The sequence below is a fragment of the Achromobacter sp. Marseille-Q4954 genome, from assembly GCF_943737025.1.
GTDB classification, from domain to species: domain Bacteria; phylum Pseudomonadota; class Gammaproteobacteria; order Burkholderiales; family Burkholderiaceae_B; genus Achromobacter; species Achromobacter bronchisepticus_A.
On sequence record NZ_CALSFQ010000001.1, the window covers coordinates 1,612,270 to 1,628,416 of the forward strand.

The following is a 16,147-nucleotide window of genomic DNA, read 5'->3' on the forward strand; positions in this document are numbered from 1 at the left end:
ATTTCTGCGCGTCCGTATAGTGCCCTCGAAGAAGGTACCCAAGGCCGGGAATCAGCGGCCAACAACCTTCTCAACAGACACTAGGGGAAAACATGTCTATCGCAATCGCAGCGGCTGCGCCCAATGCGCTCCATACGCCGTCCATGCGCCGGCGGGTCATCGCCGGCACCACTATCGGTAATGCACTCGAGTTCTTCGACTTCACCGTCTTCACCTTCCTGATGCTGGTGCTGGGCCCACTTTTCTTTCCAGCCGCCTCCGGTTACGGTCAATTGCTATTGACCACCGCCACTTTCGGCGTGGGCTTCTTGATGCGTCCTGTCGGCGGCATGCTGATCGGCTCCTACGCCGACCGCCACGGTCGTCGCGCGGCCATGACGCTGACTCTGTGGATGATGGGCCTGGGCTGTGCCTTGATCGCCGTGGCCCCCACGTATGCCCAAATGGGCATGGCCGGCCCGGTCATGATGGTGCTGGCGCGCCTGATCCAGGGTTTCGCCGCAGGCGGCGAGGTCGGCGCCTCGACCACCCTGCTCGTCGAACACGCGCCACGCGGCAAGCGCGCCTTCTATTCCAGTTGGCAATTCGGCAGCCAGTCGCTGGGCGTAATGCTAGGCGCGCTGGTCGTGACGGCGCTGACCATGGGGCTGACAACGGAACAGATGCAGGCCTGGGGCTGGCGCGTGCCATTCGTAATCGGCATCCTGACCGTGCCCGTGGGCGCCTACATTCGCCGCAACCTCGAAGAAACCCTGACCAGCTCGTCCCCGGACATCGGCAAGCCGCAACTCGCGACTGCGCATCGCGCCGCCGATCACCAGCCTTTGCGCCGCATCTTCGCCGACTACAAGATCACCATACTCAAGGGCATCTTGCTGCTGATCGGCGGCATGGTCAGCACGCAGATCCTCAGCTTCTACATGCCAGCGTACGCCAACCGCGAACTGGGCTTGCCGGCGACGTCCACGCTGTCGGCCAGCGTCGTGTTCGGCGCGGTCGGCTTTCTGATCGCCCCCTTTGTCGGCATGCTTGCCGACCGCTACGGCCGCAAGCGCGTGATCTTCTGGTCGCGCCTGGCGACCCTGATCGTCCTGCTGCCCTGCTTCCAGTGGCTGATGGCCGCGCCCAGCACCGAACGGCTGATGCTGCTCGTCGCCCTGTTCGCGCTCCTGGTGGCGCTGCAGTCGGCGCCGGCATTCACGATGCTTCCCGAACTGTTCCCCAAGGCCGTTCGCACGACCGGCATGTCGGTCGTGTATGGACTGGGCATCTCCGTGTTCGGCGGCTTCGCGCAATTCTTCGTGACCTGGCTGCTGCACGTGACCGGAAACTCAATGGCGCCGGCATGGTTCCTGATGGTGGCCATAGCGCTTTCAACGGTGGTGCTGTTCTGGATCGACGACCGCACCCATGACGACATCGACGGACAGGAGGCCTGATGCAGCTCGGCTCCAGCTATTTCTCACGCAGCTACGAAGAGGCTCGCCACCGTTTCGTGCTGGCGGCCAAACCGCTGGCCACGCACTTTCAATCCTACGTCATCGAACCAGTCGGACGCGCAGGCGAAGCGCTGGCCACCGATGTCGCGTTGATCGGCCCGTCGGACGCGGAACGGCTGTTGATCATGACCTCCGCCACGCATGGCGTGGAAGGCTTTTGCGGCTCAGGCTGCCAACTGGCTCTGCTGGACGATGCCGCCATGCTGGAACGTGCCCGCAGGGCTGGCGTGGCCTTGCTGCTCGTGCACGCCATCAACCCGTACGGATTTTCCTGGCTGGCGCGCACGAATGAAGACAATGTCGACCTGAACCGCAACGACCAGACCTTCGACGGACGCCCTCTGCCGCAAAATCCCGGATATGCGGAGATTCATGATCTGCTGCTGCCCAAGGAATGGCCGCCCACGACGTCAAACATCACAGGAATCGATGCCTACATCGCCGAGCATGGCCAGGCGGCCTTTGCCCAGGTCGTGACCCGCGGGCAGTACACGCACGCCGACGGCCTGTTCTACGGTGGCAACCACACAACGGCGTCGCTACTGAATCTTCGCCATATGCTGCGGCAGCACGGCAGTCGCAGCAAGCATATCGGCTGGATCGATGTACATACCGGATTGGGGCCTCGCGGCCACGGCGAAAAAATCTACGCCGGCCGTCGCGACGCAGCCGCAGTCGCCCGGGCCCGCCAATGGTGGGGCAGCGACATTGCGGTCCCCTACGAAGGCAGTTCCGCGTCGGTGGACATTACCGGCCAGTTGGCAGGCCTGATCTACCAGACTTGTCCCGACGCCTTGCACACGCCGATGGCGCTGGAATTCGGCACCGTGCCTCTTGATGCCATGATCGAAGCGCTGCGCGGCCGCAACTGGCTGCTTGCTCATCCAGAGGCCGACGACGCCATGCGCGACGCAATCCTGCGCGCCACGCTGGATGCGTTCTACAGCAACGCCGCCGATTGGCACGGCATGGTCCTAGGTCAGAGTCGCGTGGCGGTTCTACAGGCCCTGTCCGGTTTACAGGAGGCCTGATGCGAACCAGCGCGAGCTACTTTTCCCGCAGCTATGCCCAGGCGCGCGAGCGCTTTTCGCAAGCGGCCAGGCCGCTCGCCGACTCGTTCCACTCCTATGGCATCGACCAGACCGGCAGCGAAGGCGAAGCACTGAGCACAGATGTCGCCTACATCGGCGACCCCGACGCCGATCGGATCCTCATCATGACCTCCGCCGTGCTGGGAGTGGAAGGGTTCTGTGGCTCCGGATGCCAGCTCGCGCTGCTCGACGATACCGTCATGCTGGCCCGCGCACGAGAGGCCGGCGTGGCCTTGCTGCTGGTGCACGCGGTCAATCCATACGGTTATTCCTGGATCGCCCGCACCGACGAATGCAACATAGACCTTAACCGCAACGGATTGCCCTTCGACGGGCGGCCGCTGCCAGCAAACCCCGAGTACGCAAGGCTGCACGACCTGCTGCTGCCCGAGGAATGGCCGCCAACGCAATCCAACCAGCAACTGATCGCCCAGTACATCGCCGAACACGGACAGTCCGCTTTTTCGCAGGCCGTCTCGCGCGGCCAGTATTCGCATGCCAACGGCCTGTTCTATGGCGGCGACCGCCCAGCGGCATCGCTGCAGAATCTGCGCCGCATCCTGCACGAGCATGCCCGCAAGCGCACCCATATCGGCTGGATCGACGTACATACAGGGTGGGGACCGCGCGGCCATGGAGAGAAGCTCTACGCCGGCCGCCATGACGACGCCGAAGTCGCGCGCGCGCGCCAGTGGTGGGGAAGCGACATCACCGTTCCCTACCAAGGCAACTCGGTGTCGGTCGACATCTCCGGCCAGCTTGCCGATCTGATTTATCAGGCTTGCCCGTTATCGCTTCCGACCTCGATGGCCATTGTTTTCGGGGCCGTCCGTTTCGACGCCATGGTGCATGCGTTATGTGGCAGGAACTGGCTGCACGCGCATCCGGAAGCGCCCGACGATTTGCGGCGAACCATCCTGCAAACCACGCTGGATGCGTTCTATTGCAACGAGGCGAACTGGCACGGCATGGTGCTGGGGCAAACCCGGGTTGCGGTGCTACAGGCCCTACGCGGCTTGCAGGCAGCTTGACGCATTGAGTCAAAGCGATTGCGCGACGGCGTATGCCGTTCTCGGTTTGAATGGAATTGGCTTCATCTCAGAATACGGAAAGGTGCTTAACATGGAGCGGTCGGGCTTTTCAGAAGAACAGATCAGGCATGCACTGAAGCAGGCGACGCTTGGCACGCCGATGTCTGACATCTGCAAGCGCATGGGTGTAAGCGAAGCGACCTTCCACGCGTGGAAGGTCCACTACGACGGTCTCGCATCCTATGAGATGAAATTGCTGAACAGGCTCGAAAACGAGTGCAACCGGCTTGAACGCTTGATCGCCATCCTGGCGCTCAACAAAGTGATACTGCAGGACACGCTGGGGGCAAAGGAGTGAGCCCCACGCATTGCGGCAAGTCTGCGGCGACGCCTCCAGCCCGCTGAAATCTCTTCGTCTGCACTGTTCTTTTGAAATCTCTGAACCGCTACACAGTGGCATATGTCATCGGCGTTCTCATCCCGGTGAGCGCGCTGATAGGCATTCAACTTACGCATAGCTGGCGCGCCCACGCGGCGGCGCGTGATGCGATGTCGAGCCTGCACGTCGTCCAGGGCACGCTGGAGGCGATGGCTGCCGTCCTGATGGAACGCGGATCGATGAATGCCGCGCTGATCGACGGTTTGCCCGTATCCGAGACCAGACAGCACGAACTGCTGCTTGCGCGCAGTGCCAGCGATAGCAGGATCGCCGAGCTGCTGGAACTGCACCAGACCAGCAGCTGCGACAGCTGCAGGGACGTTCGAGGCACCATCCAACACATTGCGCGGACCCTGGTCCAACAGCGCGCCGCCGCGGATCGGCTCATCGCCAGACAGCGCGCGCTGATCAGCGCGCAAGAACTGAACGACGTGGTGGTGATCATGGCCGGACTAATCCCGGCGCTCGAGGAAACCGCGCTCGACAACTCAGCCGTCGTGATCCGGCATGAAGTGGAAAATCCCGGCCTCATGACCATTGCCATGCTTGCGGCAGGACTGCGCGAGCAAGCCGGTCTGCTGGGATCCTCCTTCATGCCTGCACAAGTACAGCACCGCCCTCTCAGCGACGTGGAAACGCAACGCATCGAACAACAACTGGGTCGCGTTTCCCAATTACGGGCGCTGCTTGAAGTACAGCTCTCCACCCATGCGGACCTCGAGACGCGCGCATATCCTCGAGTTCAGTATGAGTACTTTGGCGCAGGCCTGGAGTACATCGCGGCGTTGCGTCATACGCCGCCGTCAACCGCCGGCTCGTCGAATCTGAAGGGAGGCATGCAGGAGCGCTATGTTCCGCTGATGCAATCCATCGTCGACTTCCGCGATGAAGTATTGAGCTTGTTGGGAAAACTCCTGGAACACCAACGCGTCAACGCGGTGACGGAGCTGGTCACGACCACCGCGGTGGCCATCGTACTGCTGCTGGCCGCCACCTGGGGGTTCACCAAGTTCCGCTGGCGTCTGATACGGCCATTCGTCGTAGCCACCGAAATCATCAACTCCATCAATGACAACGCGCCCGCGCCGATCTCCGGCGCCGGCTATCGCAAGGAAGTTCTCGGCCTGTTCGACGCCATCCAGAGATTGAAGGAAGACGCCATCGCCAAGTCCCAGACGGAGCATGAACGCGAGCGGCTCATCGCCGATCTGGCGACGTTGGCGGAGACGGACTTCCTCACGGGACTGCTCAACCGGCGTGCATTTCACGCCCGCGCCGCAGCGTTGTGCGCGAGCCTGAACCAGCCGGAACAGATGCTGACTTTAATCGTCTTTGATATCGATCATTTCAAGCGGATCAATGATTCCTACGGCCACGCCGGCGGCGACAATGTTCTGGTGGCGGTGGCGCAGGCATGCCATCAGACATGGCGGCGCACCGACATCGTGGCGCGCATCGGCGGTGAAGAATTCGCTGTGCTGTGCACGGTACCCAGCATGGCGCAAGCGAGCGCAATGGCGCAGAGCATGCGCCGCCGCATCGAACGCCTGGCGGTGCCGTCCGACGGCAAGACCATAGCGTCGATCACCAGCAGTTTTGGAGTGGTCTGCGCGCGGACAGATGAAATCATCGATGTCGACGCACTGCTGAAGCACGCCGATGAGTTGCTCTATCGCGCCAAGGCCTCTGGCCGCAACTGCGTCATTACACAGTCTGACGACGCGGCGTAATCGATCGATAGACAGCTTGCGCTTGCGCGTTGCAGCGCTTGCACGGTGATCTGCGGTCATCCGCAAAATAGGAAAAGTGCTTGGCGGAACAAAATTTCTGTCTTTTGTCGTGCGCAGCGCGTCCGTATAGTCCGGACAGCGTGAACCGAATACAGAAATTCCATTCTTGAAAGCGAAATTGAAATGAAGCCATCAAAGCTGAAAATGCGTACTCGCCTTGCCATGGGTTTTGCGATGATCATGGTGGCGCTGCTGGTGTCCGGCATTCTCGGTGCGTTTGGCATCCGCGCGCTGGAGCAGGATGTCTACCAGATCACCGCTATCAACAACGAACAACGGCGCCTGGCGATCGATATGCGCTACCAGGTCCAGGAGCAGGCCATCGCAATCCGCAACATCCTGATCCTCACGGATCCGTCAGTGCTGAAGGCCGAAGTGTCGCGGGCGAATGAAGCGGATAAGCTCTACAACGAATCTCGAGACAGGCTCGGCGGCATGTTCTCGAGCCGTTCTGGCACCACCAACGAGGAAAGGCGCCTGTTCGCCGCCGCAGGCGTTGCGCAACAAGACATGCGTTCGCAGTTCATGCGCGTCATGGAAGAAGGATTGAATGGCGACCGCCAGAACGCGCAACATCTGCTGGAAGACGAACTGCGGCCCAGGCAGCGCGTACTCCAGGAAACGCTATCGACATTGGCTGCGCTCGAAACGAAGATCAACGATGCACGCGCGGAAGACACCCGATCTCTCGCGAGCCAGTTGCAATGGGCCGTCGGAGCGACCGTCTTGACCGCGCTGCTGCTTGGGGTATTTGCGGCCTTTCTCACCGCGCGCAGCATCCTGCGCCAGTTGGGCGGCGATCCCGGCGATGCGCAACTTCTGGCAGTGAACATCGCCGATGGCGACCTGACCAGCCGACTGCAGCTCGATTCCCGCTACGACCATAGCTTGATGCATGGCCTGGAATCCATGCGCTCGCGTCTCTCCAGAATCGTCGATGCAATCAAATCATCGGCTGCGTCGATTTCGACGGCTGCAGGTCAGATTGCCCAAGGCAATGCCGATCTGTCACATCGTACCGAGGAGCAGGCCGCGTCACTGGAAGAGACCGCGGCCAGCATCGAACAGCTGACGTCCACCGTACGGCTGAATCAAGACAATGCGGCGAGCGGCGACGAAGTGGCCAGCGAAGGAGCCAAGGCCGCGGAGAAAGCGGGTGGCGTCGTATCCGAGATGCTCGCGGCCATGACGGAAATTTCCGCCAACTCGGAAAAGGTCGCACAGATCGTGTCGCTGATCGAGAGCATTGCATTTCAGACGAATATTCTTGCATTGAACGCCGCGGTGGAAGCCGCCAGGGCCGGAGATCAAGGCCGGGGCTTCGCCGTGGTGGCCGGCGAGGTCCGGGCGCTGGCGCAACGCAGCGCCACATCCGCAAGGGAAATCAAAGACCTGATCGAGACCTCCACTTCCGTGGTCCAGGCCGGACGGGATCTCGCCGCCCGAGCGGGCCGGGACATGGAAGAAGTCGTGACCTCCGTGATGCGCATGAAGACAATAACGGGAGAGATCGCCACCGCGTCTCGCGAACAAGCCATCGGTATCGAACAGGTCAACGTCGCCATCGCGCAACTGGACTCCGTAACGCAGCAAAACGCTGCGCTGGTCGAGGAATCTGCCGCAGCGGCGCATTCCATGGCGGAACAGGCGCGCGATCTGCTGCAGGCAGTCGAAGTGTTCAAGACGGCATCGTCCCTGTCCCCGCGGCATGTGCCGATGGCAGAGCCGACGCTCATCGCGTTTGCAGGCTCTACGTAAAGAGAGCAACACAAATGGACCAACCGCGACGCGCGCCGGTCCAACAGCGGCTTCAATCCGGCCACAAGCCGAGTCCATGGCCGGGTCATGAACCACGATGACCGAGAAGCAAAAAAAACGCCGCTAGAAATAGCGGCGTTTTTCTTGAGTACAGCAATGCTTGGACAGCCATTGCTTGGTACAGGAATTGGGTGGTGGGTTGTGCGAGACTCGAACTCGCGACCAACGGATTAAAAGTCCGCTGCTCTACCGACTGAGCTAACAACCCGACCGAAGCCAGAAATTATGGCCGATTTGGCGCCGTTTGTCAAAATTCGATGCAAGGCCCCAGACCAAAACGCTGTCCCTGCAACAAAAACGGCCGCTCGCGGCGACCGTTCCTGAGGCTGACGGTGCTGGGCTTACCAGGCGGCCACCACCGCACCCTTGTACTTGGTCTCGATGAACTGCTTCACGGCCGGGCTGTGGTAGATCGCGATCAGTTTGGCGAACTCGGGGCGATCCTTGTCCTTTTCACGCACGACCAGCACGTTGGCGTAAGGCGAGTCGGGCGATTCCTGGGCGATGGCGTCCTTGGCGGGGTTCAGGCCCGCTTCCAGCGCGAAATTGGTGTTCACGGCCGACGCGTCGGTGTCGTCCAGCGAGCGCGGCAGTTGGGCGGCGTCCAATTCAATGAAACGCAGCTTCTTGGGATTTTCGACCACGTCGATCGGGGTCGCCTTCAGGCCGACGTCGGGACGCAGCTTGATCAGGCCGTTGGCCTGCAGCAGCAACAGGGCGCGGCCGCCGTTGGTCGGGTCGTTCGGCAGCGCGATGCGAGCGCCTTCCTTCAGCTCGGACAACGACTTGATCTTCTTGCTGTAGATGCCGATGGGAAAAATCACCGTCTTGGCGATGCTGACCAGCTTGTAGCCGCGGTCTGCGTTGGCATTGTCCAGGTAGGGCTGGTGCTGGTAGCTGTTGGCGTCCAGGTCGCCCGCGGACAGCGCGACATTGGGCTGCACGTAGTCGGTGAATTCGATGACCTGGATGTTCAGGCCCTGCTTGGCCGCTTCCTGCTTCACCACATCAAAGATCTGGGCGTGCGGGCCCGCGGTCACGCCGATCTTCAGGGGCTTGTCCTGGGCCAGCGCGGGCTGGGCGAATACGGCGGCGCCGAGCGCGAACGCGGCCAGCGACTTCAAAACCTTGATGCTCATGTTGCAGTATCCCGAATGTCGGAAGTGAGGAGAAATAAGTGCGGCGCCGGCAGGATCAGCGATGCGAGATGCGGCGCACGTAGCGGTCGCCCAGGCTTTGGATTACCTGGACCAGGACGATCAGCACGATGACGACTGCGGCCATCACGTCGGATTGGAAGCGCTGGTAGCCGTAGCGGATGGCCAGGTCGCCCAGGCCGCCTCCGCCGATGGCGCCGGCCATGGCCGAGTAACCGATCAGGCTGACGATAGTGACGACGGTCGCGGCGATGAGACCGGGCAAGGATTCGGGCAGCAGCACCTTCATGATGATCTGCATGGGCGACGCGCCCATGGCGCGCGCCGCGGTGATCAGGCCCGGGTCGACTTCGCGCATGGCGTTTTCGGCGATGCGGGCCATGAACGGAATCGCGGCCACCGACAAGGGCACGATGGCTGCCGTGGTGCCGATGGAGGTCTGGGCCACCAGGCGCGTGAACGGAATGATCGCGACCATCAAAATGACGAACGGCACCGAACGCGTGGCGTTGATCACCGCGCCCAGCACGTGGTTGACGGATTGGTTCTCGAGCATGTTGCCGCGGGCCGTCACCGTCAGGATCACGCCCAGCGGAATGCCGACCACCACCGCGATGGCGCTGGCCACGCCCACCATCAGCAGGGTGTCAAGCAGCGACGTAATAAGCAGGTCGATCAGTTGCGGACTCATGAGCTATTTCTTCAACGGTAATGTCACGGGCGGCCAGCGCGGCAATCGCGTCCTTGACCGATGCGGGCGCGCCTTGGGCCAGCACGAACATCGTGCCCACGGCCACGCCCTGGATGTCTTCCACGCGCGCCTGGATCAGGCCCACATCCAGCGAATACTGCTTGTACAGGTCGGACAGGAAGGAACCCGACGCGTCGGTGCCGGTCAGCGACAGGCGCAGCAGCCGCACGGCCTGGCCCGGCTTGGCGGCGGCAAGCGCCTGGATGCGCTCCTTGACTGCCGCCAGCGTGGCGTCGGTCAGGTCGGACGCGGTGGCGGCCGACACCATGGCGCGGGTCACTTCGTGGCGCGGCTGCGCGAACACTTCGCGCGTGCTGCCCATTTCAACCACTTCGCCCTGCGACAGCACGGCGACGCGATCGCAGACCTCGCGCACGACTTCCATCTGGTGCGTGATCATGACCACGGTCACGCCGGTCTTGCGGTTGATGTCGCGCAGCAAGGCCAGGATGTTGTGGGTGGTTTCCGGATCAAGCGCGGACGTGGCTTCGTCGCTGAGCAGCACGTCCGGGTTGTTGGCCAGGGCGCGGGCAATGCCGACGCGCTGCTTCTGGCCGCCGCTGATCTGGCTGGGATAGCGGTCGCGCAGATGTTCCAGGCCCACCAGTGCCAGCAGACGCTCGACGCGGGCCGGAATCTCGGCCTTGGCCACGCCGGCGATTTCCAGCGGCAGCGCAACATTGCCGTACACGGTGCGGCGCGACAGCAGGTTGAACCCCTGGAACACCATGCCGATGCGACGGCGCTGCTCGCGCAGTTGCGCTTCGTTCAGGCCGGTCAGGGACTGACCGCCGATGGCGATCGAGCCTTCATTGGGCCGCTCCAGCAGGTTGATGCACTGGACCAGCGTGCTTTTGCCGGCCCCGCTGGGGCCGATGATGCCGAAGACCTCGCCCTGCTGGATATGCAGGTTGATGCCGCGCAGCGCCTGGAATTGTCCGTGCGGCGTGGCGTAGGTCTTGGATAGGTTCTCGATCTGAATCATGGCAAGCGATTTTGTATCTTTTCTCTTCTACAGAGAACGACTGTTTCTTTCATTTTTAATAACCACAAGTAATATGAAGGCCCGAACCCGCGCCCGGTTGCGTCCCCAAGGAGCAATGCCATAACGCGGAAAGGGCAGTCAGGAAGGAAAGCCTTCCTGACTGCCCATTTTGTGCCGGACCGGCCGCAGCCGGTTTTTTCAGCGTGCGCGCGAGATGCGGACTTCCGCGCCGCGGCGCTTGACTTCCAGGCCCTCGGACGGAGAGATGCGCAAGCCTTCCAGCCCCTTGATGTAGCTGGAGCCCTGCATCTGCATCACGCGGATCTTGTTGCGCATGACGACCGGGTTATGCACCGGCATGCCGAACATCCAGACCTCGTCCAGGATACGAGCCGAGTTGAACTCGCCCGTATGCTGCGCGGCCGGTCCAAGACAGAGCATGTGCCCTTCGCGGCCGAAAACCGGGAACTGGCCCAGTTCGCAATCGATGGTCCAGGTGGTGCCGCCTTCGTAGCGGTGCCCGGTGTTCAGGTCCCACCAGGCTTCGCCCTTGGGCAGGTACACGCGCACCTGCTTGCCGGGTTCCGTCACGGGCGCCACCAGCAGGGCCGGACCCAGCAGGTATTGCAGGTCCCAGTCGTGCGCGTGCGGATCGTTCGGGAACGACATGGCCATCGAGCGCTGCACCGGCAGGCCGGTGCGCGCCGAGTCCTCGATGGCGCCAAGCACGTAAGGCACCAGGCGGTAGCGCCACTGCATCCAGGTCTTGGCATGCGCCAGGGTCTCTTCGCCGAAGTCCCAGGGCATCAGGCCTTCCACGCCCTGGAAGGCGAAGTTCGACGAGAACACGCCGGCGGTCAGCCAACGCAGGTACAGCTCGGGCGTCATGCCGGCACGGTCGCGCGCGGCCGAGCCGATGCCATGCACCTGGACGGGCAAGCCGCTGGCGCCGATCGACAAGGCGGTACGCAACGTATGCCGCAGCCCTTCCCAGGTGTTTTCAGCCTGCGGCCCCACCTGCCACGGCAGGCGCTGGGCGGCGGGGAACAGGTCGGAGCTGGGCACCACGCCTTCGGGCGGCACCTTCAGGCCTGCGACCGCATCGAACAGCGCACGGCGCACCAGCAGCGGATACATGCTGCGCAGCGCGGGGCCGGTTTCGCCGTTGCGGGCGGTGACGCCGTCGGGGATGGCGATCTGGGCGTCGCACGCAGGCGCGTCCAGGCCGTCTTCGACCAGTTGGCGATGGCGCTCCACCCACAGGTTGTAGATGTCGCGGTAGGTCAGGTCCAGCAGGCCGTAGGGCTGTCCGGAGGTGGCGGCGTTGCCGTCGAACACCTGGGCCGAACCGTCGTCCTTGGCCAGCAGCCAGCCGCGGTCTTCAAGTTCCTCGAACAGCGGGCTGGTCTTCAGCACGCCCGGGAAGCCGGAAGCGGCGACATGCACATGGTGCTTGTGGAACAGCGCCAGCATCTGCTTGGCGTCCGGGAAGCGCTGGGCGTTCCATTCGAAAACCGTCTTGTCCGACTGGAAGCCCCAGGCCGCCGGCTGCGCCAGCGTCACGGCATCCACCGGAATCTGGTTTTCGCGCATGCGGGCGACCAAGGCCACGGTGTCCGTGGGCATTTCGCCCGGGGCCTGCTGCAGCCAGGCGCCCATTGCCCACAACGAGGGCTGACCCGCGCGGCCGGTCAAGGCGGTGTACTGGTTGAGGATCTCGCCCGGTTCGCCAGCGAACAGGAACATGTCCAGCACGACATCGTCCACGGTCAGCACGTAGGCGGAATCCGCGGGTGCCACGCCCACCGAATGCTCGACGCGGCGCATGGTGTTGACATAGACGCCCCAGCCTCGCGGGCTCCATGCCAAAGGCAGGGCGCGGTGCTCGGGGTCGTCGGACACCACGGATTCTTCGCGGCGGTTCAGGTCGCCCGGGGTTTCGCCCAGGCCGTATACGCGCTCGTCGGACTGCAGCGTGAAGCCCGCCGTCCAGACGGCGTCGTCGGCCTGGTCCAGCGCGTTGTGCCCGAATGCGGGCGTATGCGCGGATACCTCGGACTCGAACACCCGTTCATCGTTGCGGTAGATCGCGACGCGCACGGGGTTGGACAGGATTTCCAGGGAGACGTCGCCCTGGGTGATCCGCCAGCCCTCCCCGTCGTCGCGCGGAGCGATAACGGCTTCGCCCACGGCCTCCTGGCGCGCGAGCAGCATTTCCGCCACGGCGCGCGCACGCGCGCCGGGCTTGTCATCGGTAAGGTGATTAGCCTCGCCGCAGCGCAGGCGAAAGACGCCCGGCGCATGCGCCTCGACTACCAGGTGCAACCCATCGCCCGCGTCGAAATCGATGCGACTGGGGCGGGACGTCAGCAGCTCGACGGTTTCGAGCTGGGTAGTATGGGCAAAGTCGAACTTGGGCGGCACAGAGCATCCCCCGGCTTAAGCCAAAAACCATCAAAAGACGCTATTTTGACGGATTTGGGCTTTGAAATAAACTCGGTCCCTCATTTGGACTGCGATCTCATCCATAAAAGGGGTCTAAAGCCTTCGGCCAGCGCCCCCCAAAAGGAGCGGCCGTCGAGCCGCCAAAATGCCAGGTTCGCGGCCAACTCAGGCCAATTTGGCGCCAAATCCCGGCAATTCCTGCCATTCTACGCCACCTGGGACATGTCCCCGACGCCGCTTCCGGCTTTTTTTCATCGTGGCGAAATAAGTTGCGCCAGGTCCGTTTCCAAGGGGGACGGCTCCCCCGCCAGACGCGCGGCGATCAGGTCGCCCATGAGCGCCGACCACGACAAGCCCCGCGACGCATAACCGACGGCCAGCCACAGGCCCGGAGCGTGAGGCAGTTCTCCTACCGCTGGCAAGCGCCCTGGCAGCACGGCCCGCCAACCGGCCCAGCCCGGCAGGCTGCCGGGTTCCAGGGATTCGAAGTCGGGGAAACCGCCGCCCAGCAGGCCAGCCGCCTTGCCCAGGGTGACACGCTGGCCGTCGGCGCCGACCCGCGCTTCGGACGCGCCATGCACGTAGGTGCTGCCGGCCACGCAGCCCGAGCCCACATCGGGCAGCAGATAGCCCTCGCCTCCGACGATGCAGCGGGGGCCGCCGCCCAGCGCCTGCGCGGGCACCAGCGTGACCTCGCCTGCCAGCGCGTGCATCTGGCCCACGCGCGGCAAGGGATCCAGCAGCCCACTATCGGCCAGCACGGCGCGCGCGCCGAACGCATTGGCCAGAATGACGGCATCGGCGCACGCCAGTTCGGCGCCGGCAACATCACGCACGCTCCAGCCCGCGCCGATGCGCTCGACCCTGGCAGCCGTGCCGGGCAAGAGAGTCACGCCGTCCGTCGCCAGCAGGGCTTCTATCAGCAGGTCAGGCCGCAGCAGCATGCCCTGTCCGAAATACACGCCGCCGCGCGCCACCGGCAGGCCGGCCAAGGCGCTGGCTTCGTCGCGGCTGACCTGGCGTACCCAGTGTTCGGGAAAAGCCAGGGTCTCCAAGGTGCCGGCCAAGGCCGCGGACCGGCCTTCGTCGCGTTCCAACTGGACCGTGCCGCAAACCAGGGGCGCCGCGCCTGCCGGCAAACCCTGCCAGCGCGCCAGCGCCCGCAGGCTGCCGGCGCGCGACAGGCGCGCCCGCGCGTTGTCATCGCGCGCCACTACCGGCGTCAAGGCCGCGGCGACATGGCCTGCATGCGCCGCCGCGCCCTGCGCCCGGCCCGCGTCTATCACGGTCACGCGCCATCCGCGCGCGGCCAGCGCCTGGGCGATGCCCGAACCCGCCAGCCCCGCCCCCACCACCACGGCGTGGCGGGACACCCCGTCCGGGCCGCCCTGCGCTGCGCTGCCAGCCGCAACGGCGGTCGCCACCGTCATATGCCATTTGCCGCCGTAGCCTGGCGCGCGCCGCGCCTCGAAACCCGCCGTCCGCAAGGCCTGGCGCAGTTCGCCGGTGCAGGCCCAGGTGGCCAGCGTGGCGCCCGGCGCCGCCAGCCTGGCCAGGTTGTGCAGCAAAGGTAGCTCCCACATGCGCGGATTGCGTTCGGGCGCGAAACCGTCCAGGAAAAATGCGTCCACACCGACGCTCAGGCGCGACGCCAGAACCTGCGCATCGCCCAAGCCCAGGGTCAGCGTGACTGCGCCGCCCTCGAACTCCAGGCGATGCAGTCCGGGCAACAAGACCGGCCATCCCGCCGCCAATTGCCGCGCCAGGCCGGCCAAGGGCTCGGGGGCATAACGCGCCAACAGAGCAGCAAGGTCTTCGCGTTCAAAGGGATGCGCTTCCAGCGACACCACGTGCAGCGCGGCGCTGCGCTGCGGATCGTCGCGCCATGCTTTCCAGAGGGCCAGGAAATTCAGCCCCAGGCCGAAGCCCGTTTCGCAGACGGTGAACGCGCGGCGCCCGCGCCAACGCTCAGGCAGGCCGTTGCCCCCCAGGAACACGTGTTCCGCCTGCCCCAGCGCGCCCGACGGCGAATGGTAGACGTCGCCATAAGCCGGACTATAGAGCCGGCCGTCAGCATCGAATTCAGCCTTGGCGGGGATGAGGGGAGCATAGGAAAAGGACATGGAAACGGCGGCGGCAGACGAAATGGAGAATGAAAATCAGCGCGAATGGTTGTATGCAGCCGCGTTGGGCGGACGCCACGCGGCACGGCAGTTTCGGGGCTCAGCCACAGGTTTGACGCATACATAGGCTTACACTGGTTTCATGGATACCTATGATCAGCCCCGTTCGCAGACCTCGCCCATCGACCTGTGCGCCGCGATCGACGCGGCAGTCACTGCGGCCCATGCAGGCGCGGCCATACTGCAATCCTACGCGCATCACCGCGCCGATCTCGTGATCGACCGCAAGGCGCGCAACGACCTCGTATCGCAAGCGGACCGCGAGGCGGAAACCGCCATTATCCAGGAGCTGCAAACCCGCACGCCCAAGTTCGGCATCGTCGCCGAAGAAACCGGCGGCAAGCCCCAGGGCAGCGCCACCTGGTATATCGACCCGCTCGACGGCACCACCAACTTCCTGCACGACATCCCGCACTACGCGGTGTCGATCGCGCTGATCGCGCACGCTGGCACCGCCATCTCGGCTTCCGAAACGCTGGCCGAGGACACGCCCGTGGTCGGCGTGGTCTACGACCCCAGCCGCGAAGAGCTCTTTACCGCAGTCTACGGACTGGGCGCCTGGCTCAACGGCCGGCGCATCAAGTGCTCGCGCACGCCGACCATCGAAGACGCGGTGCTGGCCACCGGCTTCCCGTTCCGCGATTTTTCATTCGCCGCGCAATACATGCCCATGCTGCATGACGCCATCAACCGCGCGCGCGGCGTGCGCCGCATGGGCGCGGCCGCGCTAGACCTGGCCTGGACCGCTTGCGGCCGCTACGACGGCTATTGGGAAATGGGCCTGGCCCCTTGGGACGTGGCCGCCGGCACGCTGATCCTGCGCGAAGCGGGCGGCGCGTGTTCCGACATGCACCGCCAGGATCCCTGGCCCATCGGCGGGCGCGTCGTGGCCGGCAACAAGGCCATCGAACGCGCCTTGCACGAGATGATTGCGCCGCACCTCGACAAGAAGGACTGA

Annotated in this window: 12 protein-coding genes and 1 tRNA gene; 7 read left to right on the plus strand and 6 right to left on the minus strand. The window is 64.1% G+C overall.

Features of this window, described 5'->3' with window-relative positions; all coding sequences use genetic code 11:
- The first annotated feature begins 92 nt into the window (after nucleotides 1–92).
- The 6 genes from NGK62_RS07530 to NGK62_RS07555 all read left to right on the plus strand — a co-directional run bounded on the left by NGK62_RS07530 (nucleotide 93) and on the right by NGK62_RS07555 (nucleotide 7,608).
- Complete coding sequence (locus tag NGK62_RS07530; protein ID WP_251877922.1) at nucleotides 93–1,439, plus strand: MFS transporter; 1,347 nt, start codon at nucleotides 93–95, stop codon at nucleotides 1,437–1,439.
- Nucleotides 1,439–2,530, plus strand: coding sequence for a M14 family metallopeptidase (locus NGK62_RS07535; RefSeq protein ID WP_251877924.1), 1,092 nt, complete (start codon nucleotides 1,439–1,441; stop codon nucleotides 2,528–2,530). The genes NGK62_RS07530 and NGK62_RS07535 overlap by 1 nt, the downstream gene beginning before the upstream one ends.
- Entirely contained in the window at nucleotides 2,530–3,621 is a 1,092-nt protein-coding gene (locus tag NGK62_RS07540) for a M14 family metallopeptidase (RefSeq protein WP_251877926.1), read from the plus strand. The genes NGK62_RS07535 and NGK62_RS07540 overlap by 1 nt, the downstream gene beginning before the upstream one ends.
- Before the next feature lie 4 nt (nucleotides 3,622–3,625).
- On the plus strand, nucleotides 3,626–3,979 hold the full coding sequence (locus NGK62_RS07545) for a transposase (RefSeq protein ID WP_251877927.1): 354 nt from the start codon (nucleotides 3,626–3,628) through the stop codon (nucleotides 3,977–3,979).
- Between the two features lie 71 nt (nucleotides 3,980–4,050).
- On the plus strand, nucleotides 4,051–5,790 hold the full coding sequence (locus NGK62_RS07550) for a GGDEF domain-containing protein (protein ID WP_251877929.1): 1,740 nt from the start codon (nucleotides 4,051–4,053) through the stop codon (nucleotides 5,788–5,790).
- A 183-nt stretch (nucleotides 5,791–5,973) separates the two neighbouring features.
- A complete protein-coding gene (locus NGK62_RS07555) occupies nucleotides 5,974–7,608 on the plus strand; it encodes a methyl-accepting chemotaxis protein (RefSeq protein ID WP_251877931.1) in 1,635 nt (544 codons plus the stop codon).
- A gap of 192 nt (nucleotides 7,609–7,800) precedes the next feature.
- On the opposite strand, the gene NGK62_RS07560 is transcribed toward NGK62_RS07555, so the two are convergent.
- The 6 genes from NGK62_RS07560 to mnmC all read right to left on the minus strand — a co-directional run bounded on the left by NGK62_RS07560 (nucleotide 7,801) and on the right by mnmC (nucleotide 15,129).
- Nucleotides 7,801–7,876 (minus strand) — tRNA-Lys (locus tag NGK62_RS07560).
- 133 nt (nucleotides 7,877–8,009) lie between these two features.
- Entirely contained in the window at nucleotides 8,010–8,807 is a 798-nt protein-coding gene (locus tag NGK62_RS07565) for a MetQ/NlpA family ABC transporter substrate-binding protein (protein ID WP_059373706.1), read from the minus strand.
- Between the two features lie 55 nt (nucleotides 8,808–8,862).
- Nucleotides 8,863–9,516: a methionine ABC transporter permease gene (locus NGK62_RS07570; protein ID WP_251877933.1), complete on the minus strand. Its 654-nt coding sequence runs from the start codon at nucleotides 9,514–9,516 to the stop codon at nucleotides 8,863–8,865.
- Nucleotides 9,473–10,561, minus strand: coding sequence for a methionine ABC transporter ATP-binding protein (locus NGK62_RS07575; RefSeq protein ID WP_251877936.1), 1,089 nt, complete (start codon nucleotides 10,559–10,561; stop codon nucleotides 9,473–9,475). Before NGK62_RS07575 ends, NGK62_RS07570 begins: the two co-directional genes overlap by 44 nt.
- A gap of 198 nt (nucleotides 10,562–10,759) precedes the next feature.
- Nucleotides 10,760–12,985, minus strand: coding sequence for a glycoside hydrolase family 31 protein (locus NGK62_RS07580; RefSeq protein ID WP_059373708.1), 2,226 nt, complete (start codon nucleotides 12,983–12,985; stop codon nucleotides 10,760–10,762).
- Nucleotides 12,986–13,257: 272 nt separating this feature from the next.
- Nucleotides 13,258–15,129: a bifunctional tRNA (5-methylaminomethyl-2-thiouridine)(34)-methyltransferase MnmC2/FAD-dependent 5-carboxymethylaminomethyl-2-thiouridine(34) oxidoreductase MnmC1 gene (mnmC, locus tag NGK62_RS07585; RefSeq protein WP_251877938.1), complete on the minus strand. Its 1,872-nt coding sequence runs from the start codon at nucleotides 15,127–15,129 to the stop codon at nucleotides 13,258–13,260.
- 142 nt (nucleotides 15,130–15,271) lie between these two features.
- Between mnmC and NGK62_RS07590 the strand changes: the two genes are divergently transcribed.
- Nucleotides 15,272–16,147: an inositol monophosphatase family protein gene (locus NGK62_RS07590; protein ID WP_118932607.1), complete on the plus strand. Its 876-nt coding sequence runs from the start codon at nucleotides 15,272–15,274 to the stop codon at nucleotides 16,145–16,147.